The sequence below is a fragment of the Polaribacter pectinis genome, assembly GCF_014352875.1.
GTDB classification, from domain to species: Bacteria; Bacteroidota; Bacteroidia; order Flavobacteriales; family Flavobacteriaceae; genus Polaribacter; species Polaribacter pectinis.
The window spans coordinates 63,402-85,072 of record NZ_CP060695.1 but is presented as its reverse complement, the minus strand read 5'-3'; the positions used below and the strand labels follow the sequence as shown (position 1 = coordinate 85,072).

27 protein-coding genes are annotated in these 21,671 nt (G+C 29.1%); 9 read left to right on the top strand and 18 right to left on the bottom strand.

Going from position 1 to position 21,671, the window contains the following annotated elements:
- Position 1: 1 nt before the first annotated feature.
- Positions 2 to 556, bottom strand: a complete 555-nt coding sequence (ruvC, locus tag H9W90_RS00425; RefSeq protein WP_187482525.1) for a crossover junction endodeoxyribonuclease RuvC — start codon at positions 554 to 556, stop codon at positions 2 to 4.
- Between the two features lie 107 nt (positions 557 to 663).
- Between ruvC and H9W90_RS00420 the strand changes: the two genes are divergently transcribed.
- Positions 664 to 1,581, top strand: coding sequence for a hypothetical protein (locus H9W90_RS00420; RefSeq protein WP_254712509.1), 918 nt, complete (start codon positions 664 to 666; stop codon positions 1,579 to 1,581).
- Positions 1,578 to 2,693, top strand: coding sequence for a glycosyltransferase family 2 protein (locus H9W90_RS00415; protein ID WP_187482523.1), 1,116 nt, complete (start codon positions 1,578 to 1,580; stop codon positions 2,691 to 2,693). The genes H9W90_RS00420 and H9W90_RS00415 overlap by 4 nt, the downstream gene beginning before the upstream one ends.
- A gap of 113 nt (positions 2,694 to 2,806) precedes the next feature.
- Here H9W90_RS00415 and H9W90_RS15470 read toward each other — a convergent pair whose 3' ends face one another.
- Genes H9W90_RS15470 through H9W90_RS00405 form a run of 3 tightly spaced genes read right to left on the bottom strand, consistent with a single transcriptional unit; the run spans position 2,807 to position 4,182 of the window.
- Positions 2,807 to 2,938 carry a hypothetical protein gene (locus tag H9W90_RS15470; RefSeq protein ID WP_302849809.1) on the bottom strand — a complete coding sequence of 44 codons (132 nt, stop codon included), beginning with the start codon at positions 2,936 to 2,938 and terminating at the stop codon, positions 2,807 to 2,809.
- A gap of 47 nt (positions 2,939 to 2,985) precedes the next feature.
- Positions 2,986 to 3,648, bottom strand: coding sequence for a tRNA (5-methylaminomethyl-2-thiouridine)(34)-methyltransferase MnmC2 (gene mnmC2, locus H9W90_RS00410; RefSeq protein ID WP_187482522.1), 663 nt, complete (start codon positions 3,646 to 3,648; stop codon positions 2,986 to 2,988).
- 24 nt (positions 3,649 to 3,672) lie between these two features.
- Positions 3,673 to 4,182 (bottom strand): DUF4920 domain-containing protein, encoded by a 510-nt coding sequence (locus H9W90_RS00405; RefSeq protein WP_187482521.1) that lies wholly within the window; start codon positions 4,180 to 4,182, stop codon positions 3,673 to 3,675.
- A gap of 121 nt (positions 4,183 to 4,303) precedes the next feature.
- On the opposite strand from H9W90_RS00405, the gene H9W90_RS00400 reads away from it, so the two are divergent.
- Both H9W90_RS00400 and H9W90_RS00395 read left to right on the top strand, forming a co-directional pair.
- On the top strand, positions 4,304 to 5,362 hold the full coding sequence (locus H9W90_RS00400) for a branched-chain amino acid aminotransferase (protein WP_187482520.1): 1,059 nt from the start codon (positions 4,304 to 4,306) through the stop codon (positions 5,360 to 5,362).
- A 271-nt stretch (positions 5,363 to 5,633) separates the two neighbouring features.
- Positions 5,634 to 6,071, top strand: a complete 438-nt coding sequence (locus H9W90_RS00395; protein WP_187482519.1) for a BLUF domain-containing protein — start codon at positions 5,634 to 5,636, stop codon at positions 6,069 to 6,071.
- A 194-nt stretch (positions 6,072 to 6,265) separates the two neighbouring features.
- Here H9W90_RS00395 and H9W90_RS00390 read toward each other — a convergent pair whose 3' ends face one another.
- Entirely contained in the window at positions 6,266 to 6,652 is a 387-nt protein-coding gene (locus H9W90_RS00390) for a pyrophosphohydrolase domain-containing protein (protein ID WP_187482518.1), read from the bottom strand.
- A 42-nt stretch (positions 6,653 to 6,694) separates the two neighbouring features.
- The gene (locus tag H9W90_RS00385) at positions 6,695 to 7,417 is read right to left on the bottom strand and encodes an SDR family NAD(P)-dependent oxidoreductase (RefSeq protein WP_187482517.1); all 723 of its coding nucleotides are present in this window, start codon (positions 7,415 to 7,417) and stop codon (positions 6,695 to 6,697) included.
- A 62-nt stretch (positions 7,418 to 7,479) separates the two neighbouring features.
- Here H9W90_RS00385 and H9W90_RS00380 point away from each other — a divergent pair, with 62 nt between their 5' ends.
- Positions 7,480 to 7,743 carry a hypothetical protein gene (locus H9W90_RS00380; protein ID WP_254712508.1) on the top strand — a complete coding sequence of 88 codons (264 nt, stop codon included), beginning with the start codon at positions 7,480 to 7,482 and terminating at the stop codon, positions 7,741 to 7,743.
- 64 nt (positions 7,744 to 7,807) lie between these two features.
- Here H9W90_RS00380 and H9W90_RS00375 read toward each other — a convergent pair whose 3' ends face one another.
- Entirely contained in the window at positions 7,808 to 9,838 is a 2,031-nt protein-coding gene (locus H9W90_RS00375) for a dipeptidyl-peptidase 3 family protein (protein WP_187482516.1), read from the bottom strand.
- A gap of 142 nt (positions 9,839 to 9,980) precedes the next feature.
- Here H9W90_RS00375 and H9W90_RS00370 point away from each other — a divergent pair, with 142 nt between their 5' ends.
- Together H9W90_RS00370 and H9W90_RS00365 are read left to right on the top strand one after the other, a co-directional pair.
- On the top strand, positions 9,981 to 10,475 hold the full coding sequence (locus tag H9W90_RS00370; RefSeq protein WP_187482515.1) for a hypothetical protein: 495 nt from the start codon (positions 9,981 to 9,983) through the stop codon (positions 10,473 to 10,475).
- 18 nt (positions 10,476 to 10,493) lie between these two features.
- Positions 10,494 to 10,841: a hypothetical protein gene (locus tag H9W90_RS00365; protein WP_187482514.1), complete on the top strand. Its 348-nt coding sequence runs from the start codon at positions 10,494 to 10,496 to the stop codon at positions 10,839 to 10,841.
- 103 nt (positions 10,842 to 10,944) lie between these two features.
- Here the strand turns inward: H9W90_RS00365 and H9W90_RS00360 are convergent, their stop codons facing one another.
- Positions 10,945 to 11,505: a DNA-3-methyladenine glycosylase I gene (locus tag H9W90_RS00360; protein WP_187482513.1), complete on the bottom strand. Its 561-nt coding sequence runs from the start codon at positions 11,503 to 11,505 to the stop codon at positions 10,945 to 10,947.
- A gap of 100 nt (positions 11,506 to 11,605) precedes the next feature.
- On the opposite strand from H9W90_RS00360, the gene H9W90_RS00355 reads away from it, so the two are divergent.
- On the top strand, positions 11,606 to 12,037 hold the full coding sequence (locus tag H9W90_RS00355; RefSeq protein WP_187482512.1) for a DUF6146 family protein: 432 nt from the start codon (positions 11,606 to 11,608) through the stop codon (positions 12,035 to 12,037).
- Here H9W90_RS00355 and H9W90_RS00350 read toward each other — a convergent pair.
- A complete protein-coding gene (locus H9W90_RS00350; RefSeq protein ID WP_187482511.1) occupies positions 12,005 to 12,520 on the bottom strand; it encodes a dihydrofolate reductase in 516 nt (171 codons plus the stop codon). The two genes, H9W90_RS00355 and H9W90_RS00350, sit on opposite strands and share 33 nt — an antisense overlap.
- A gap of 304 nt (positions 12,521 to 12,824) precedes the next feature.
- Here H9W90_RS00350 and H9W90_RS00345 point away from each other — a divergent pair, with 304 nt between their 5' ends.
- On the top strand, positions 12,825 to 13,121 hold the full coding sequence (locus H9W90_RS00345; protein WP_187482510.1) for an isoamylase early set domain-containing protein: 297 nt from the start codon (positions 12,825 to 12,827) through the stop codon (positions 13,119 to 13,121).
- Positions 13,122 to 13,172: 51 nt separating this feature from the next.
- Here H9W90_RS00345 and H9W90_RS00340 read toward each other — a convergent pair whose 3' ends face one another.
- The 9 genes from H9W90_RS00340 to H9W90_RS00300 all read right to left on the bottom strand — a co-directional run bounded on the left by H9W90_RS00340 (position 13,173) and on the right by H9W90_RS00300 (position 21,637).
- The gene (locus H9W90_RS00340) at positions 13,173 to 13,997 is read right to left on the bottom strand and encodes a thymidylate synthase (protein WP_187482509.1); all 825 of its coding nucleotides are present in this window, start codon (positions 13,995 to 13,997) and stop codon (positions 13,173 to 13,175) included.
- 185 nt (positions 13,998 to 14,182) lie between these two features.
- Entirely contained in the window at positions 14,183 to 15,073 is an 891-nt protein-coding gene (locus tag H9W90_RS00335; protein ID WP_187482508.1) for a hypothetical protein, read from the bottom strand.
- 11 nt (positions 15,074 to 15,084) lie between these two features.
- Positions 15,085 to 15,279 carry a hypothetical protein gene (locus H9W90_RS00330; RefSeq protein WP_187482507.1) on the bottom strand — a complete coding sequence of 65 codons (195 nt, stop codon included), beginning with the start codon at positions 15,277 to 15,279 and terminating at the stop codon, positions 15,085 to 15,087.
- A gap of 5 nt (positions 15,280 to 15,284) precedes the next feature.
- A complete protein-coding gene (locus tag H9W90_RS00325; RefSeq protein ID WP_187482506.1) occupies positions 15,285 to 15,905 on the bottom strand; it encodes an O-methyltransferase in 621 nt (206 codons plus the stop codon).
- A gap of 91 nt (positions 15,906 to 15,996) precedes the next feature.
- Positions 15,997 to 16,872: a nuclear transport factor 2 family protein gene (locus H9W90_RS00320; protein WP_187482505.1), complete on the bottom strand. Its 876-nt coding sequence runs from the start codon at positions 16,870 to 16,872 to the stop codon at positions 15,997 to 15,999.
- A 90-nt stretch (positions 16,873 to 16,962) separates the two neighbouring features.
- Entirely contained in the window at positions 16,963 to 17,844 is an 882-nt protein-coding gene (locus H9W90_RS00315; RefSeq protein ID WP_187482504.1) for a helix-turn-helix domain-containing protein, read from the bottom strand.
- A 108-nt stretch (positions 17,845 to 17,952) separates the two neighbouring features.
- The gene (locus tag H9W90_RS00310) at positions 17,953 to 19,728 is read right to left on the bottom strand and encodes a NupC/NupG family nucleoside CNT transporter (RefSeq protein ID WP_187482503.1); all 1,776 of its coding nucleotides are present in this window, start codon (positions 19,726 to 19,728) and stop codon (positions 17,953 to 17,955) included.
- A gap of 13 nt (positions 19,729 to 19,741) precedes the next feature.
- On the bottom strand, positions 19,742 to 20,350 hold the full coding sequence (locus H9W90_RS00305; RefSeq protein WP_187482502.1) for a bifunctional nuclease family protein: 609 nt from the start codon (positions 20,348 to 20,350) through the stop codon (positions 19,742 to 19,744).
- A 330-nt stretch (positions 20,351 to 20,680) separates the two neighbouring features.
- On the bottom strand, positions 20,681 to 21,637 hold the full coding sequence (locus H9W90_RS00300) for an electron transfer flavoprotein subunit alpha/FixB family protein (protein ID WP_187482501.1): 957 nt from the start codon (positions 21,635 to 21,637) through the stop codon (positions 20,681 to 20,683).
- Positions 21,638 to 21,671: the final 34 nt, after the last annotated feature.

The following is a 21,671-nucleotide window of genomic DNA, read 5'->3' as shown; positions in this document are numbered from 1 at the left end:
TCTACTTCTTAACTCGTTTTTCATTCTGCTTTACAAAACTCGCCCAACCAGTATAATTTTTTCCGCCAACAATTTTTCCTGAATTGTAAAAATGACAAACTGCAGCTGCCAAACCATCTGTTGCATCGAGGTTTTTTGGTAACGTTTTTAAGTTTAAAAGCGATTTTAACATCAAAGCAACTTGCTCTTTACTGGCACTTCCATTTCCAGTAATTGCCATTTTAATTTTCTTTGGCAAATATTCTGTAATGGGTATTTCTCTGGACAAACCTGCAGCCATTGCAACTCCTTGTGCTCTACCCAACTTTAACATCGATTGTACGTTTTTTCCAAAAAATGGCGCTTCAATAGCTATTTCATCTGGATTGTAAGTGTCTATTAATTCGATTGTTCGTTCAAAAATTAGTTTTAATTTTAAATAATGATCGTCGTATTTTTTTAAAATTAATTCGTTCATTTGAATAAATTCCATCTTTTTACCGACAACTTTTATCAATCCGAAACCCATAATTGTTGTTCCTGGGTCAATTCCTAAAATTATTTTTTCTATGGCCACAATCGTAGATTGTTTTTTGTGATTATCGTCTTTTATACTGACGATTATTTATTACTTTGCACGAAATGTACAACTCGCTTTCATACAAATCTAAACAATTCTTTTGGTTGATAATAAAACTATCTATTGTAATTGGTTGTGGATATTTTATTTGGCAAAGATTAACTTCCAATAGTGAGTTTTCTTTTTCTGATTTTTATCAAAATTTGATTAAAAACAACGTTTTTTCTACTAAAAACATGCTTTTTCTATTGATTTTTACATTTTTTAATTGGTTTTTAGAAATTACAAAATGGGAAACACTTGCTTCTTTTTGTGTAAAAACAAGTAAGAAAAATGCAACAATTCAGAGTTTAGCTTCGTTAACGACTTCTTTAATTACGCCAAACAGAATTGGAGAATATGGCGCAAAAGCATTGTATTTTGATAAATCATTGAGAAAACAAATCGTTGGTTTGAATTTAGTAGGGAATTTTTATCAAATGATAATGACGCTTTTTTTTGGAATTATTGGTTTTGGATATTTTGTTTATAACCATAATGTTTCTATAGATTATCACAGGGTTTTACGATTTTTATTATTGGGCATTTTTATAATTTCTGCTTTCTTTTTTGGCGCAAAACATTTTAATTACAAAGGCTATTCTGCTGAAAAAGCGAGAACTTTTATCAATAAAATTCCGTTAAAATTAAATATAAAAGTTGCATTGATTTCTTTATTACGATTCGTCGTTTTTTCACATCAGTTTTATTTTTTGTTGTTCCTTTTTAAGGTTGACATTTCTTATTTAGATGCAATTTCTGCAATTACAACTGTTTATTTTATCAGTTCTATTGTGCCAATGTTGTCACTTTTTGATGTTGTTTTAAAAGGAACTGTCGCTATTTGGGTATTTTCTTTTTTTAATATTGAACCACTTGTAATTTTATCTGTCACAACAATTATGTGGATTTGTAATTTTGTATTTCCTGCAATTATTGGGAGCTATTTTGTCTTGACTTTTAAACCTAACTTCGTAAAATGATTTGGTTTTTTGTATTTATATTCATTTTGTATGCAATTTTAATTATTGCATTGGCTTTTGGTTTTGCTAAAGTTGATGAGTTTAAACCTGAAAATTTAGAACCAAAAACTTCATTTTCTGTAGTTATTCCTTTTAGAAACGAAGCTGAAAATTTACCTAAATTATTAAAATCTATTTCTTTACTAAAGTATCCAAAAGAATTGGTAGAATTTATTTTTGTGGATGATGCTTCTTCTGATGATTCTGTTAAAGTTATTGAAGATATTCTTCCAAATAATAAAATGTCCATTAATGTTATAAAAAATAATAGAACCTCAAATTCTCCAAAAAAAGATGCAATTACAACTGCTATTTCAATCGCTAAAAATAATTGGATTCTTACAACAGATGCAGATTGTATTTTACCAGAAAACTGGCTAAAAACATTTGATGCTTTTATTCAACAGAACAACCCAAAAATGGTGGTTGCTCCTGTTAATTATATTGCTATAAACAATTCTTCAGAGCAGTTTCAATTATTAGATTTTATGAGTTTACAAGGAACTACAGTTGGAAGTTTTGGAATGGGACATCCTTTTTTATGCAATGGTGCAAATTTAGCTTATCAAAAGCAAGAATTTTTAAAACTAAATGGTTTTGATGGCAATGAAAACATTGCAAGTGGCGATGATATTTTTCTGTTTGAGAAGTTTTTAGAAAATGACAAAAAATCTGTACAATTCTTAAAATCAAAAAATGCTATTGTATCTACTTTTCCCGTAAAAACAAATATCGATTTAGTTCATCAACGAGTGAGATGGGTATCTAAAACAAGTAATATTAAATCTGTTGGCGTAAAACTAATAGGTGTTTTGTTGCTTTTAGTGAACTTGAGTATTGTTTTTAGTATTTTTTTATCCGATAATATTTTTGTAATTTTTACTCCATTATTTTTTAAAATAATCATTGATATGTTTTTATTTATACCAACAATCAATTTTTATAACCATAAAAAAACATTCTACAAATGGTATTTATTTTGTAGTTTTTTCTATCCGTTTTTTAGTGTGTTTATTGTATTAAAATCTGTCTTTTCGAATTACAATTGGAAAGGAAGGAGTTTTAAAAAGTAGAAAAGTTAGCAAACAAGTTTAGCCCTGATTGTAGCATTTGTTTGAGCTCTTTTTTATTGTTTTATGAATAAAAAAAGCGAGTGCGAAAAGCAGGAAATAGCTTCTAAAAAATATTAAAACAAAGCTTCCATAATTGCATCTGCTTTAAACCAAAGTATTAAAACGACTGCTAATAAAATGACTAAAAAAAGTCCTTTTGTTGGTTTCGATTGTTTTTGTCTTCCGAATTTTCTTTTGAATTCCATTCTAATAAATTTTAATTGTTTTTATGAAAAAACATTTTAAAAATCACCTATAGTTTACTCTTTTTAATTGCTCTTAACATTTCTCTTTTTCCTGGAGGTCCAGGCAAACGTTCTACAGTAAAACCAACTGCTTGCATGGCTCTTCTAACACTTCCTTTTGCAGAATACGTTACAAGAATACCGTTTTCTTTAAGCGAAGTAAACATTTTAGCGAAGATTTCTTCTGTCCATAATTGTGGTTGCACACGTGCACCAAAAGCATCGAAATATATTAAATTGAAAGCATCTTCGTCTGTAATATCTTCGAAAAACTGCTTTCTTTTTGTGAGCGAAAAATTGTCTGTAATTTGATGTTTTTCCTCCCAAGAAACTTCGTGCATTTTATCAAAAATAGCATTCTCTTCTTTGGCATCTAAAACAGAAATAAAATTCATTTTTTCTATTTCTTCTGCAGTAACTGGATAGGCTTCTACTCCAACATAATCAATTGGTTTTTTAGCTTCTAAATAGGTAATAAAAGCGTTTAAACCTGTACCAAAACCAATTTCGAGAATGGAAACTTCTTCAGTGGAAACTAACTTTAAGCCGCTCTCTATAAAAACGTGATAGGTTTCGTTAATAGAACCATTTTTGGAATGATATTGCTCATCCCAATCTGGTAAATGTATGGTTGTAGAACCATCTGAAGTAATTAATATTTCTCTTTTCACAATTCGAAATTGGTTTTTATAAAATTACTTTGTTCCTAATAAAACACCATTTGCTTCAAAAGCAAATTCTTTTTTTGGTTCAGTAATTTTGGCTATTTCTTCTTTACTTTTTCCTGCATCTTCTGCATAATGCTGTAATTCTTCTACAGGCGTAATTTTTACGAATGCTTTACCTGCTACAATTACTTCTTTTCCTTGCGAGTCTAATGGCATAAAAAATCCGTAATCTTTAAAACGAACCATTGTTTCTGTTGCTTCGTTTAAAGGTAATTTCATCCAACAACCTTTTTTAGAGCATACTTCTTTAATTTCTGAAGTAAATTTTACATCAATTGTATCACCAACATTCATGTTTTCGAATTTCGCTAACATTTGGTCTTTTGTTAATGCGTCTTTCTCTGAAATTTTATCTCCAAAAGTTGCAAAAGCAATTTCTTGAGTTGGTGTTTCTACTTCTTTATTTTCTTTCTTTCCGTCTTTACAAGCTGTAAAAACCAATAGTGCTATTGCACAAAATTTAACGATTGTCTTCATAAATTGCATATTTAATAATAGTATAGCAAATGTACATATTTTTAATGCAAAACCCATATTTTTATGTTCTTTCAGATGAATAAATTATGTACATTTGTCTTGAATATTAATCAATTTAATTATGAGTTCTAATATAGAAATCAAACATATAGAAAAGTCTAAAATAGAAAGTGTAGACTTTAATAATTTACCTTTTGGTAGCGTTTTTTCTGATCATATGCTTGTTTGTGATTATAAAGATGGAAAATGGCAAACGCCAGTTATTGAGCCTTATGCGCCAATTTCTTTAGATCCTTCTGCGAAGATTTTTCATTACGGACAATCTATTTTCGAAGGAATGAAAGCTTACAAAGATGCTGAAGGAAATACTTTGTTGTTTAGACCTTTAGACAACTGTAAACGTTTAAATAAATCTGCAGAACGTTTGGTAATTCCGCAAATTCCTGAAGATGTATTTATGGATGGTTTAAAAGCTTTATTAAAATTAGATGAAGCTTGGATTCCAAAAAACGATGGAAGTTCTTTATACATTAGACCTTTTATGTTTGCTTCTGGAAACGGTTTTCACGCTTCGCCTGCAAATGCTTACAAATTAATTATTTGTACTGCGCCTTCTGGAGCATATTTTGCTGGTAAAGTAAAAGTTTTAATTGAAGAAAAATATGCACGTGCTGCAAATGGTGGTGTTGGTTTTGCAAAAGCTGGTGGAAATTATGCTGCACAATTTTACCCTACTCAATTAGCGATTGAAAAAGGTTATAACCAAGTAATTTGGACAGACGATAATACTCATGAGTATATTGAAGAAGCTGGTGCAATGAATATTTTCATCAGAATTAATGATACTTTAATTACAAGTCCTACAAGTGATAGAATTTTAGATGGAATTACACGTAAAAGTGTTATTCAGATTGCAGAAGACATGAATATTGATGTTGAAGTACGTAAAATTTCAGTTTCTGAAGTGATTGCTGCTGCACAATCTGGAAGTTTAAAAGAGATGTTTGGAGCAGGAACTGCTGCAGTAATTTCTCCTATTGCAGGTTTTGGTTACCAAGGAACAGATTATGATTTACCTGAATTAGACAAACCTTTTGCAGGAACTTTAAAGAAAGCAATTACAGATATTCAGACAAATAAAGCTGAAGATCCTTATGGTTGGAGAGTTGTTGTAAAATAAACTTAAAAACTTAATATTTAACAAAAGCATCAATTTACGTTGATGCTTTTTTTTGCGAATAGACAAACTTTGAATTTTGAAAAACCAAATGAACTTCTAATGCTATGTGATTAGGTTTTCATTTTACTTTTTTAAAGTATGAAACTTAAATTTTAGTTTATTTTGCTTTTAATTTAAAAAGTTTAACTTCGCTAATTAGTATTATAATTAATAGATGGTTATTTGTTTTGTTAACATTTAATTAAATAAAGGTTTAAAAATTAAAGATTAAATGTACCAATTAAATTACCATTCGAAATCAATAGATAACTTAAGTTTTACTGATTTAGAAAATATTCTTGCAGAAGCAAATACTTTTAATTCATCTAAAAATATAACTGGATGTCTTATTTACCATAACAACAGTTTTGTACAAATTCTTGAAGGGACAAAAAAAGATGTTTTAGATGTTTTTAATAAAATAAAGACAGATAAAAGACACCATACAGTAAACGTTCTTTGGGAAAACAAAGTAGATAAAAGATATTTTGAAGAATGGAATATGGCTTATTATCAGCCCAATGTTTCAAATATTAAATTATTTGTGAACAACTTATTACTTCTTTCAGAATTTTCTGATAAGTCTTCTGGAGCTTTATTAAGTTTTTGGGCAAATGTTAAAAGTGTTATTGGCAGTGGTAAAATAACTAATGAAGACTCTATAAATTAAATAATATAAAGTTTAGAAAGTCTTACATTTTATCTTAAACTTCGTCTAAACTAAAAACCTCATCATCTTTTCTTCATCTAAAAACATAGGTTAATCTCTAATAACAAATTGATTAAGTTATATCAATAAAAAACTTTAGAACAAGAAACCTTAACTGTAAGTTTATAAATCTAAATGATACTAAAAAAGTAATTTTACCTCTCTAAAATTTCTTTAATGTTGGGTTTAAAATAGTTTGGCCCTTTTAAAACTTTACCATCTTCTCTGTAAATTGGTTTTCCGTTTTCGCCTAATTTACTCATATTAGAACGTTGTATTTCATTAAAAACTTCGGTTATTTTATCTTGCATCCCATGTTCTATAATGGTTCCGCAAAGAATGTATAACATATCTCCTAAAGCATCTGCAACTTCAACTAAATCGTTATTTTGTGCGGCTTCTAGATATTCTTCATTTTCTTCTTTCATCAACTCGAAACGTAGTTTCTTTCTATCTTCTCCAATATCTGCAATTGGTTCGCTATTCATATTTAATTTAAAAGCGGTATGAAATTCAGTTACTGCTGCTATTCTTTTCTTCATTTTATGTTTTATTAATTTAAGGTAATTATTCTTGTTATGGGTTTATGTAAATTTTTTCAACAACCTCGCTGGCGATGCTTTTAAAACCCAAGCAATTAAACGCCATCTTTTAGAAATATATGCTACTCTTTTTTTATTTTTTATAGCCGTATAAATTTGTTTTGCTGCTTTATCAACAGGAACCATCCAAAAAAGTTGTTCTCCTAATGCCATTGGCGTATCTACAAAACCTGGACGAATATCTGTAATAAAAACCTTTTTCGATTTTATTGATTTTGTTTTTATGTACAAACCTTCTAAATACGATTTTTGATATGCTTTAGAAGCAAAATAAACAGGCGCAGAACGACTTCCTCTAATAGAAGCAATAGATGAAATACCAACCAAATGCCCAAATTGTTGTTGTCTGAATAAATTATAAGAGAGTGTATATAATTTGGTAACTCCTAACACATTTGTATTAATTGTTTGTGCTTCTTTTTCCCATTCTAATTTTGGATTTACAAAACCAACGCCAGAAGATTGTATAACTAAATCTACCGTAATAAGCTCAGAAACAAGTTCATTAAATACTTTTTCTAAATCTATTACATCTTGTATGTCATTTTGTTTGATAAGAATATGATCTGGAAATCTATTTTTAATTTCTTCTAACTTCTCTAATCTTCTGCCTGTAACAGCAACTTTATAACCTTCTTTGACTAAAATTTCGGTTAATGCTTTTCCTATTCCAGAAGTTGCTCCAAAAACAATGGCGTTCTTCATTTAATTTGTAATTTTGTAAAATCAAATTCAGGTTGATTCTGATAGCAATATATAGAAACTTTATGATAATTAAAGTGGCTATAGGAGCTATTAATAAACAACTTATAAAGAATAAAAAAATGTTTTTAAGCGCATATTTTACAACTGGTAGAATTATTTTTATGATTTTCTTTATTACAGCATTTATTGCTCTAATGATTTATAGTTACAGAAAAGACATTAAAAATCATGAGCGTTACTATAAAAACGCTGGTAAAAAAGTATTAATTTATGGCGGATTGATTATCGCAATTTTTGTGGCCATTAGAATTTTAGCCGGAAATTAAAAAAACCGACTCTTAAAAGAATCGGTTTATTTTAAAATTTCATTTTAAAAAATGAATCTTAATTTTAATTTTCTGTTCCTAGAAAACTATAATTTTTAGAATAATAACGCATTTGTTCTTCGAAATCTTTTTGTTGAGTTATTTCTACTTTTAAAATATTTCCTTCAGAATCCATTAATGGTTCTAAAATAGGATTTATAAAACCACTGTATGGTGCAGAAGTAAATTGCTTATTTCTTTTGATAACTTCTTTATGAATATTCTGGTCTACTTTAACACCATACCCTTCAACCAAAGCTTTAGCAGCTTCAAAATCTCCTTCAGATTTAATACGCTGTGTTTCTTTTAATAAGCGTCCAAAAATCTCTCTTAACTTATCATAATCATTAATATTAAAATAGGTTTTACCATTTTCTTTAACAATTTTCTCTATTACATTGTCTTTTTGACCTTGTTCAAAAGCCCAAGCAGAAACCCATTGTCTATTAACCATGTGATCTTCCTCTATATCATCACCCAAATTAATTCTTATTAGTTGTGTCATTAATCCGTTTCTAATGTAACCATCATAAGCTGCCATTCCTAATTCTTTGTAATTATCTGTTAAACCTAATTCTTGTAATTTAGGATCCATTAAATAATATAAACCAACCAAATCTGCTCTTCCTTCTTCCATTGTAGATGCATAATTTTGAAGTGTTTCTTTTGGTTGCCCAACTCCATCATTAATTACACCTGAAGCGTGTCCAACAACTTCGTGTAAAGAAGTATGTAATTTATCGGCAATTTTACCATATTTTTCTTCTAATCTTATTTCCTCTTCATCATTAGCAAATTCTTTTAAACGACCTGTTCCACCAGCATTATTATAAGCTCCAATAATGTTTCCTAAAGAAACAGATTTAGAACCGTGTTTTTGACGAATCCAATTATTGTTTGGTAAATTTACCCCAATTGGTGTGCTTGGTGAAGCATCTCCTGCTTCTCCTGCTACATTTACAGTTTTATAAGAAACTCCAACAACATTGGCCTTTTTATGAGAAGGATCTAAAGGTGCATTGTCTTCGAACCATTGTGCATTGTCAGATAAAACTTTCATCTTACGAGACATATCAAAATCTTTAATTTGCACAATTGTTTCATAAGAACCTCTATAGCCTTTTGGGTCATTATAAACCTCTATAAAACCATTTATCCAGTCTATATTTCCTTCTGTGGAAGTTACCCAAGCAATTGCATATTTATCCCAAACATCTAAACTTCCGGTTTTATAATATTCAATTAACAAACCTAAAGCTTCTGCTTGTTTTTCATTTTCTGCAACTTCTTTTGCTTTTGTTAACCAACCAATAATTTGGTCTATTGCATTTCCATACATTCCTCCAGATTTCCAAACTTTCTCGACCAATTTACCATCTTCACGTACTAATTTAGAATTTAAACCTGCTTCAATCGGCATTCCTTCTGGGCCTTTGTAAGCTGTTTTATAAAATTCTGATACTTCTTTATCTGTAATATCTGGGTCGTAAAAATTAATTGCAGATGATAATATATTATCAATTCCATCTTTTTTAGTTACCTTTTTATTGTCTAAATCATTAAATAAAACTTCAATAACTTCTCTTGGTAATTCTGTTCTCGATTTTTTTAATAATTGATCTTCAAAATATTCTCTTGTAAACTCTGGCTTTATTTTATCATTTGAATAATGATGATGAATTCCATTAGAAAACCAAACTCTTTTTAAATAGGTTTTAAATGCTTTAAAATCTTCAGTTTCTCTATCTCCCCCGTAATTACGATTAATTCTTTCTAAAGCTTCTCTTATTTTTAAATTATGACGATAGTTTTGATCCCACATAATATCTCTACCTGCTAAACCAGCTTGTGTTAAATAGTAGACCAATTTCTTCTCTTTTAAAGTAAGTTCTTCGAAACCTGGTATTTTATATCTTAAGACCTTTATATCTGCAAATTGCTCTACAAAATGATTAAATTCTTTTCCATTTGTTGGTGTTTCCTCATTCTTTTCAATAGCGCAAGAGGCAAATAAACCCAACATTGTAAAGGCACAAATAATATGTTTTATTTTCATTTTTAACGTTTTAAATTGATGCATAAATATACAAAAAATTAAATTTTTAATGATAAATAGGTATTAAAATACCTATTTGTAGGTTAAGATAGAATTCCCTTTTCAGATAGTTTTGTTTCATATTCATCAAAATTATTTTATTATGAAAAAATTATTTCTATTATTATTTACTTTAACCCTTTGTTTTCAGGTTAATGCTCAAGACAATAATGCAGAAAGTAGTCTTGGTATTTCATTTACTCCTTCAACTTTAAGCAAAGGATATGATTGGGGGGTTGGTTTAGTTGCCAGCCACGATTTTAGTGACACAGGTTTAGGGTTTGGTTACATGGTTCAAGTAACTTACTTACAACCTTCTGATGCCATTTCTAGCGTTATAGACTATGGTTATTCTAGTGATTTGTTAGCAAAATATGACATTGCTATAACAGACGGATTAGAGTTTGGACCTACAGTGGGTGGAGGTTATTTTGCTATACAAAGTGATCAAGGTAATGATGCAGAATTTTATTTTGCCGCTGGTGGTACTGCATCTTATTTTATTACCAATGGTATACTTTTAGGTGTAGAAGTTACTAAACCATTTCTAGAAGGTGCAGAAATATCTGCAGCATTCTCATTAAGATTTCAAATTTAATTTTTAAAAACAAACATTATGAAAAAATTTATTTTAAAAACCGTTTTAATTTTAGCAGTCTGTTTTTCATTTTCTTCTTGTGAAGATAGTGAAGATCCAGTAGAAACAAATATCACAAACAGAGTTATGTTTTGGTCAGATTTCCAAGGACCTCCAATATCAGTAACTATTGAAGGTGGAAATGGAAGTGGAACAATTACAGCTATAAACTCAAGTGCTCCAGAATGTGGCTCTTCTGGTAATTTTACAAAAATACTTTCTCCTGGTACTTACAGTTATAGTGCTAGAGATGGTAATTTAGTTTGGAACAGTTCTTTTACAATTAGAGAATCTACAAGTTGTACAACTATTGGGTTAACAGATTAAATGAATTAATAATAAAAAGGCCTCAAAATATGAGGCCTTTTTATTATTAATTATTATGGTAGTTTGTATATAATAAATTTAGCTTTATAAACAATCAATACCTTTATTGAACAGGATATTTAAAACAATCTGTTGTGTGATCATTTACCATCCCAACTGCTTGCATATATGCATACATAACTGTTGAGCCAACAAACTTAAAACCTCTTTTTTTTAAATCTTTAGATATCTTATCTGATAATAAAGTAGTTGCTGGGACATCTTCTCGTTTATGAAATTTATTTACAATTGGTTTTCCATCTACATAAGACCAAATAAATTTAGAGAATGAACCAAATTCTTTTTGAACCTCTATAAAAAGTTGCGCATTGGTAATTGCACTTCGAACTTTCAATTTATTTCTAATAATTCCTGCATCTTGTAAAAGTGATTCATATTTACTTTCTGGGTATTTTGCAATCTTTTTATAATCGAAATTATCAAAAGCTTTTCTAAAGTTTTCTCTTTTGTTTAAAATGGTTATCCAACTTAAACCTGCTTGAAAAGTTTCTAAAATTAAAAACTCGAACAAAGTTGCATCATCAAAAACTGGTTCTCCCCACTCCTTATCATGATAATCGATGTAAATCTGACTATCATTCACCCAAAAACATCTGTTTTTCATTTTCTCTTATTTTAAGATTGAAAATTAATGTTAAATGAATTAAAAATCAACCTATTTTGGAATAATTTTTGCAACTTTACTCACATAAAATCTTTTGGTTATGAAACTATTGAAGCAAATTATATTACTTTTTTCGGTTGGAATCTTTATTTGGGCTTGCGGTTCATCCCCAATTAATAATAAGAATATTGAAAAAGAAGAACCTGTAGTTATTGCAAATGACAGTTTAGAGTACGAAATTACAATTATCGATATTGGCTTCAATTTATTTTTGAATACTATTGCGCAACCAGAAGGTTATTATTCGCAAGAATATTTAGAAACTAGAAATCGAATTTTTGTAACAAATTGGAATATTAGAGCAAGAAACCCTTCTCAATTTAATGACAATATTTATGAAAACGTAATTGATTATCAACCAAATATAGATTATGGCTATGATGTTAACTATAAACTTTTTAACTATTTTATGTTTGCACAGAGGAAATATAAAATGACTTTAGGCGCTGGCTATTCTAGAAGAATTAGATGATTTTTTTTGATAACTTACAAAACTGAAATCGAATTTATTTTTTTCATCAGCTTTAAAATCTTCTCTAGAAATTTCTTTCCATGTTGAATCTATTATAGGAAAAAAAGCATCTGCATCAAATTCCTCATGAACAATTGTAATGTCTAATTGATCTACCAAGTTTTTTTGCATGGCTTCTTTATAAATTTGTGCTCCACCAATTATAAAAATCTCTTTTTCATCTGAAGCCAATTCTAAAGCTTCTTCTATACTGTGTGCAATTAGGCAACCATCTTTAAAGTAATTCTTGTTTCTTGTAATAATAATACTTGTTCTATTTGGTAAAGGCTTACCAATAGATTCAAAAGTATTTCTACCCATTAAAATTGAATGTCCTGAAGTTATTTTCTTGAAACGTTTTAAATCTGCTGGTAAATGCCAAATTAAATCGTTGTCTTTTCCTAAAGCATTATTTTTTGCAATTGCAGCAATTATTGTTATCATCTAACTTGTTGGTTTTTACGCAAAATTAATGTAAAAGTTTAAAGATTCGACGTTTTTTGTGGTTTTTGCTGTAGAAACCATGCTTTACGAATACGTTTTCGGAGTAAAAACACTGAAAATCAATACAAAAGAACTACTTACCTTTTTAAAAATTGTACAATTTACTCATCCTTTTATTTAGAATAACCTATAATTTATCCCTTCATATTATTAAACTGATAATTCTTTACTTTTCTTCTTGATTAATGTTTTTTCTTTAAAGAATCTACTATATTTTTACAGAAAATTTTGAAATAAAATAATTATGGCAATAAAAAAACAATTTTTAAAAAGTAAACCAGTTTGTAAAGTAACTTTTACAGTGGATGCTGAAGAAGCAAAAAATGTAGCAGTAGTTGGTAGTTTTAATGAATGGAATTCTAAAGCTACTCCATTAAAAAAATTAAAGAACGGATCTTTTAAAGGAACTGTAGATTTAGATGCTGCAAATTCTTATGAATTTAGATATTTAGTAGATGGTGCTTATGTAAACGAACAAGAAGCAGATGGTCTTGCTTGGAACGATTTTGCTGGCGCAGAAAACAGTGTTATAACTGTATAATAAAATCATTATAAAAAAAGAGCTTTCTAAATTTATTAGAAAGCTCTTTTTTTATATCGCTACTTTTCCTTTAATGTGTGGATGAGGATTGTAATCTGTAAGCTCAAAATCTTCGAAATCGAAATCGAAAATACTTGTAATTTCTGGATTGATTTTCATTTTTGGTAAAGGTCTAATATCTCTAGACAATTGTAATTCTAATTGCTCTACGTGATTATTATAAATATGAGCGTCTCCAAAGGTGTGAATAAATTCTCCTGCTTCATAACCACAAACTTGTGCCATCATCATTGTAAATAATGCATAACTTGCAATGTTAAAAGGCACTCCTAAAAAGATATCTGCACTTCTTTGGTATAATTGGCAAGATAATTTACCATCTGCAACATAAAATTGAAAAAATGCATGACAAGGAGGTAATGCTGCTTTTCCATTCGCAACATTTTCTGAAAAGGAAACAGAATTATCTGGTAAAACTGAAGGATTCCAAGCAGAAACTAACATTCTTCTCGAATTCGGATTCTTTTTTAAAGTTGAAATCACTTCTTTTAATTGATCGATATCATCGCTATTCCAATTACGCCATTGATGTCCATAAACTGGACCTAAATCTCCATTTTCATCTGCCCATTCGTTCCAAATTCTTACACCATTTTCTTGCAAATATTTAATGTTTGTATCTCCTTTTATGAACCAAAGTAATTCGTAAACAATCGATTTTAAATGCAACTTTTTTGTGGTTACCATTGGAAAACCTTCACTTAAATCGAAACGCATTTGATGCCCAAAAACACTTTTTGTTCCAGTTCCTGTTCTATCTCCTTTTTCATTTCCGTTCTCTAAAACGTGTTTTACTAAATCGTGATATTGTTTCATATTTTCCAATCTTCAATCTCCCCTATTTCGTCTACGCTCAATGTAAACTCGGAAAGAAAAATTTGTATATTAATTTACTGTAAAATTAAGGAATGAAATAGTGATTTCAATATTTAGTAAAGTGATTTTATTAATAGGTTATTAACTATTTTAATAAACTTTTATTTTTAACTTAAGCGTCTCATTTATTCATTTTTGATTTTCTCAACTGGCTGAAAATAAAGGAATTCATTTATTGGTGCTATAATGTCCCAATGTTCAATAATTTTGTTGTTTTCTATTCTAAAAAAATCAAAAAAAGTTGTTTTTTCTTTGCCTACATAACCTTCAGTTGCACTTAACACAAAATTACCTTCTGCAATTACGTGATAATTGTGTTTAAACGTAATTGTATTACCTTGGAAACTCATTTTAACCATTGCCCATAAAAGCCCAGAAAGTCCATCACCAACATCTCTATTGTGTTGAATATATTTCTTAAAACTAAAAAATTTCATTGCACCACCTTCTTTTCTAATCATATTCTCTTTAATAAATTTATTAATGAGCGCACGATTAATATCAGTTTTTTCTAATTGAGTAGGAATTGTTGGCCCATCAATTTCTGAATGTTTATTTGGGTTTAGACCTATTGAATCATTTACATTACTCCAGTGTTGTTGAACTTTTTGCTCTTTGAAACGTAAAATGTCCCACCTAAACCTTAAAGTATCTCCTAACATTCTACTATGAACAGCAACTAAAGAATCATCTTGTATTATTCTAACTGGTTTCATTTTACTAAAACTACTATCTGAATTCCTTTTTTGAATAAAAGTTTTTTTATCTCCTTTCCAACTTTGGTCTAGACTGTAAAAGTTTGGACTTAATATGGAATCAAATACTAAATAATTTTCTTTTGCTGATGTTATAAAACGATAAGCTATTTTCTTTTCATTAGAAAGTTCAGAAATATAATCCACTGAAAGATTAGAAGGAGCATTGTAAACAACCTTCTTTGAGCAACCTATTAAGCTCACTAAACAAGTAATTGAAATTATAAAAACTATGTTTTTAAGTGTTATTAAATGTTTCATAATTACAAGTTTTATTGCTCTTTTAATACTGCTAGCTCTTTTTCTAAGGCTTCTGCTTTTTCCTTGTATTTTTGCATCGCTTTTTTCAATTGGCCAACTTTTTTTATTATTTCTTCATCTTGTAAAGCTTCATAAATTGTTTCTCCATTTATTTCTTTAATTTTTGATTTACTGCCACAAGTTGGGCATTTTGCTACTTTACTCATTTCTCCTATTTTTTACGGCTTATTAAAACCGCTTTATTATTAAATTTTGTTTGCAATTGGTACTTATCGTCTTTAGCTATAGTATTTAAAAAAGCTTTAACTTCTGTCATATCTGCATTGTCAACATAAATTATAGTGTTGCAGTGAAAATTAGGCTCAAGCATTTGAAATAATGGTAAATACAAATATTTCCAACCATCTAATAGTAGTAAATCTACTGGTTCTTTATGATTTTTCAAAGTTTCTATGGCATCTCCAATTCTAACTTCAATAAGATTATTTACACCTGCTTTTTTAAAATTTTCAATTGCTTTTTTAGCTTTAGACTCTAATAACTCTGTGGAAATAATATGACCATTTGTATCTAAAATACCTTGAGCTAAAAACAATGTAGATATTCCAAAAGAAGTACCAAACTCAATAATATTTTTAAAATTGTTTTCTTTTATGATTTGCACTAAATGTTCTCCTTGTTCTTTAGAAATAGAAAGGTATGCTTCTTCAAAATCAGTAGGTTTTATAGGTCTAAAAATACTCTTTGCAACTCCTTTCGCAATTTTAATTCGGTCGTATTTAGAATCGTTAAACAATTCATTTAAAGTGTTTGTTATTTTTTCTTTTTGCATCCTATTTTATTTTTTTGAGTTCAAGAAGTAATACCGTTTATTAATTCGATATTACTTCTATATGTTTTAATTTTGATAGAATAAATCGAACTTAAAAGTTAAACTTTCCGTTATTATTTTTTCTATCAGCTTCTGATAAAATAGTTTCAATGGTGTCCCAATGTTCTGCAATTTTTCCGTTTTCAATTCTAAATAAATCGTAAAATGATGTTGGTTTTCCAGCAAAAGTTCCTTCAGTTACAGAAAGAACAAAATTTCCTTCTCCTAAAATAATATGACTTTTCTCAAAAGTCATTATAATTCCTTGTTTTGCCATTTCTTCGATTGCTTTACCAAAGCCAGAAAGACCATCTCCAATCATAGAATTGTGTTGGATATAATTATCTCCATCAAAATAATTTGGCAGTTTATTAAACTCTCCATTAATTAAAACGGTGTTTACAAAATCTTTTACTAATGCTTTATTTGCTTCGGTTTTTTCTAAGTCTGTAACTTTTATAACTCCATCTATTTGTGTATGACCACTTGGATTTGCAGAAGCTAAATCTGAAAAATTATCCCAATGTTCAACTATTTGTCCATCTTTAAATTTAAAAATATCAAACCCAACTTTTGGCCCAAAAAAGTCATATTTAGTATGTGTAATCGAATAATCTCCATCTTGAAAAGAACGAACAACCTTTGCTTTAAATCCTCCTTCAGGTGCGTGATGCAAAACTTCTCCAAAACCTTCTAATCCATCTGCAACAGCAAGGTTGTGTTGCTTATAGTTAGTTGGGTTAATGTATGCTATTGTAGCTTTATTTCCAGTTTCTAAACTTGTAATTAATGCTACTGCTTTTTCTTTGTTTGATAATGCTGTTTTTGTTTCCATTTTTTCTGTGTTTTTATTATTATTTTTTTTGTCTTGGATGTTGCAAGCTGTTATTAAAAGAGCAACTGTAACAGTTGTAATTATTTGTTTCATTTTTGTTTGTTTTAATATGGTACAAAGATGAAGCAAGTACAACTTTTAGAAAAGATGAAAACGAGTGTTAAAATGGTTAAAGTTGAACCATTAGTCTTTTGAGAGTGATTTTAAGAATGATTTTGGGGTTAAACCTGTATTTTTCTTAAAATATTTGGTGAAATTTGTTGGGTCTTCGAAACCTAATTTATAAGCTAATTCAGAACTTGTAGTTGTTGAATTTATTAAATTTCTTTTTGCTTGAAGAATTATAAAATCATCAATCACGTTTTTGGCGGTTTTATTTATCAATTCTTTGCAAATAGTATTTAAGTGCTTGTAACTTATAGCCAGTTCTTTGGCGTAAAAATTAGCACTTCTGCTTTTGGTTAGATTTTTTTCAATAAGTGAAATAAAATTTTGATAAACAACTACTTTAGAAGCATCAGAAATATGAAAGGTTAGATTTTGTTTTAAATTTTCTGCTTTCGATATTAAAATGGTTAATAGTGAATTGATAATATTTTTATGATTAAATGATTGGGAATTGCCATATTCGTTTAACAATAAATTAAAATAATTTACAAATTCAGATTTTTTTGGAATTTGAAGAATTGGCGAAAATAACTCCGGATTAAAAAGTCTAAATACAAAGTCATTTGTTAAATTTAAAAAGCTATTTACAAAATATTCTTCTGTAAAAATGATACAATAACCATTTAGACCTTCTGAAAACTCAAAAGCATTCACTTGATCTTTGGTAAGATATACCAAACTGTTTTTTTGCACAGAATACCATTTAAAATCAATGAAATGTCTTCCAAAACCTTCTGTAAAAAAAATTAGATTGTAAAATTTTAGTTGATGTGGTAATTCAGGATTATGCTTGTGCTCGTTTTTGCTTTTAGCGATATCTTTAATCGGAACAATTTCAAAACCAAAATTATTGGTTGTTGAAGGATTAAATTCTATATGTGGTATCTCTTTGGTCAAATCACTAATAACTACAAAAGATTATTTTTCTTAAATTGAATACAACTAAAAACTCTAAAATAGTCAATTAAGAATTAATCGTTTTTTATAATTAAGAGCATCAAAATCTTACCCAATAATCATACCTGCAATTGTTGCAGACATTAGAGAAGCAATTGTACCACCAATTAATGCTTTCATTCCAAATTCTGATAATGTTTTTCGTTGCCCAGGAGCCAAAGAACCAATTCCTCCAATTTGTATTCCAATAGAAGCAAAATTTGCAAAACCACACAACATATAAGTTGCCATAATAATAGATTTATTAAATGTTAAATGAGTTGCATTAGCAGCGTTTTTTAATTCTGCCAATTGTATATACCCTACAAATTCACTAGCTGCTAATTTAATTCCTAACAATTGCCCCATTAAAGTCATATCTGTAGATGGAACACCAATTAACCACATTAATGGCGCGAAAATATAACCTAAAATAAATTCTATAGAAAGCGCTTTGTACGCAGTTGAGTTTGCTATAATTTCATTTAATGATGTGAATTTCCAACCAAAATATTCAATTCCATCAAAACCTCCTAAACCTCCCAAAACACCATTTATCATGGCAATAAAAGCAACAAAAACCAATAACATTGCTCCTACATTAAATGCCAATTTTAAACCTTCTGAAGTTCCGTTTGCTATTGCATCTAAAATATTAGAGCCTATTTTATCTTGAGATACATGTGCATCTGTATTTACTTTTTCTGTTTGAGGATATAATATTTTAGAAATAACAATTGCTCCTGGTGCAGCCATTACAGATGCAGCTAATAAATGTTTAGCATAAAAAAGTTTTAACGTCTCATCTGTGCCTCCTAAAAACCCAATGTATGCTGCTAAAACAGCTCCAGCAACAGTTGCCATTCCACCAATCATAACTAAAAGCATTTCAGATTTGTTCATCTTTTCTAAATATGCTTTAATTAAAAGTGGTGCTTCAGTTTGACCCAGAAATATGTTACCTGCAACAGATAAACTTTCTGCTCCAGAGATTTTTAAAACTTTGCTTAACGACCAAGCCATTACTTTTACCAATTTCTGTATTAAGCCTAAATAAAATAACAGCGATGTTAATGCAGAAAAGAAAATAATTGTTGGTAAAATTTGAAATGCAAAAATAAACCCAAAAGTATCCATATCTGTAATTAGACCTTCAAATAGAAACTTGCTTCCAGCTTGTGTAAAATCTAAAATACTTACAAACCCTTTACCTACAAATTCAAAAATAGCTTGAATAAAACCAATTTTTAAAACTCCAATTGCAATTAATAATTGAAAACAAATACCTAAACCTACAATTTTCCAATCAATTGCTTTTCTGTTGGCGCTAAATAAAAAGGCGATTATTAATAAAGAAAACATACCTAAAACACCTCTCCATAAGGTATTTATAGAAAAGCCTTCACTAGGCAGAATTTTATCAGAAACTTCAGAAACTGATTCTTTTACATCTGTTTCTAATAAATTTACTTTCTTCTGAGGAATTACAATTTTTGCATATTCTGGTGAAGATAATTTATATACGTTATCATTTTCAGACAGCGTTAAACTTGCATCATCAAAAGCAACAATATTATAGTATCTTACTGTATCTTTTGGTTCTTTAAAATTAAAAATAAGTAGGTTATTCTGACGAATATAATTTCCAGTTGCTTCTCTATTTTCTGAAGAAACTGCATATTTAAATTTGCCATCTTTTAAAGAAAAAACATCTCCTTCTTGTACTTCCGTAGTTGAAGTTCCATCTAATTTCTCAATAGAAGAAAAACTCCAATCTTGTTCTAAATCTTGAGAAAAAACAGCTATTGAAAGAAAACAAAAAGCAATTAAAAATATTTTTTTCATAATATATATCGGATTAAGAGCGTTTGCTAATTTCGTCTCTAATTTTAGCAGCAAGTTCGTAATTTTCGTTATTAACCGCTGTATCTAGTTGATTATTTAATTCTTCTAAAGACATTTCTGAAAAACCAGATTCTTTTTTTGTTATTATTTCTTCTAAATCTAAATCTTCTTCTTGTGATAAAGTTTCACCAAGAGAAAGCTCTTCTTCAATTTTTAGATAAATACCTGCTTTGTCTAAAATATTTTCATACGTATAAATTGGCGCTTGAAAACGTACAGCAATTGCAATTGCATCTGAAGTTCTGGTATCTATAGTTTCTTCTACTCCATCTCTTTCGCAAATTAAACTAGAAAAGAAAACTCCGTCTACTAATTTATGAATAATTACTTCTTTTACAGTAATTAAAAATCGGTCTGAAAATGTTTTGAATAAATCGTGTGTTAATGGTCTTGGAGGTCTAATTTCTTTTTCTAAAGCAATAGCTATAGATTGTGCCTCAAAAGCACCAATAATTATTGGTAAAGTTCTACTTCCTTCCATTTCGCTTAACACTAAAGCATAAGCTCCACTTTGTGTTTGACTGTAGGAAATTCCTTTTATAGTTAGTTTTATTAAACTCATATATCTTTCTGCAGATTACAAAAAAGTAATTTATTAAATTTCAATCTACTTTTTAGTGGGCACAATTTACTAAAAATAATATAGTGAAAATGGTTATTTTTTCTGAATTTATTAATTTATATGAACGAAAGCCCGCGTGAAGGATTGAAGCATTTGTTTGAGCTCTTTTATTTTGCTTTTTTTGAGCAAAATAAAAAGCGAGTGCTGAAAGCCTGACGAAATTATTTCTAGATAAAAATGATATAAATAAAAAACGAATCAAAAAAATTTATATTCTGATTCGTTTCTTAAAATTCTATTTCTAAATAATTTGGGCACGCCCAAAAAATATTATGAAGCTTTAAAAGCTTTTAACTTCTCTATTAATTTAGGTACAACCTCAAAAGCATCGCCAACAATTCCATAATCTGCCGCTTTAAAAAATGGCGCTTCTGGATCTGTATTTATAACAACTTTTACTTTTGAAGCGTTAATTCCTGCTAAATGCTGAATAGCACCTGAAATACCAATTGCAATGTATAAGTTTGAGGCAACTGGCTTTCCTGTTTGCCCAACATGTTCTCCATGAGGACGCCAACCTAAATCTGATACTGGTTTAGAACAAGCTGTTGCTGCGCCTAAAACGTCTGCTAATTCTTCTATCATTCCCCAGTTTTCTGGCCCTTTTAAACCTCTACCTGCAGAAACAACAATGTCTGCATCTGCAATTGTTACTTGACCTGTAACTTTTTCTACTTTTTCTGATTTTACACCAGATGCTGCTATTGTAGGGCTAAATTCTTCTGATGTTCCTGAAACTTCATTCTCATGAACGCCGAATGAATTTTTAGCAACTCCAATAATTTTTACATCTGTAGAAATTACTGTATTTGAAAATGCTTTGTTAGAAAATGCTTTTCTTTTAACAGTAAAAGGTGCTGTGCTTGATGGTGCTGCTACAACATTAGATGCGTAACCTGCATCTAAACTTACTGCAACTATTGGTGCTAAATACAAACCATCTATACTAGAATCTACAACAACAACTGTTGCATTTTCTGCTTTGGCTGCTTCACTTACTACTGATGCGTACGATTTTGCATTAAAAGTTTTTAGAGAATCATTAGATACTGTAATTACTTTTTCTGCACCGTATTTATATAATTCAGAAACATCTGCTGCATTTATAGTTAATGCAACTACATTGCTTCCTAATTGTTCTGCTACTTTTTTTCCGTAAGAAACTACTTCTAAAGCAGTTTTTTTAAATTTTCCGTCTGTTGAATCGGCAAAAACTAAAACTGACATATATTTTTATTTTAAATGTGTAATTGTTGAATTG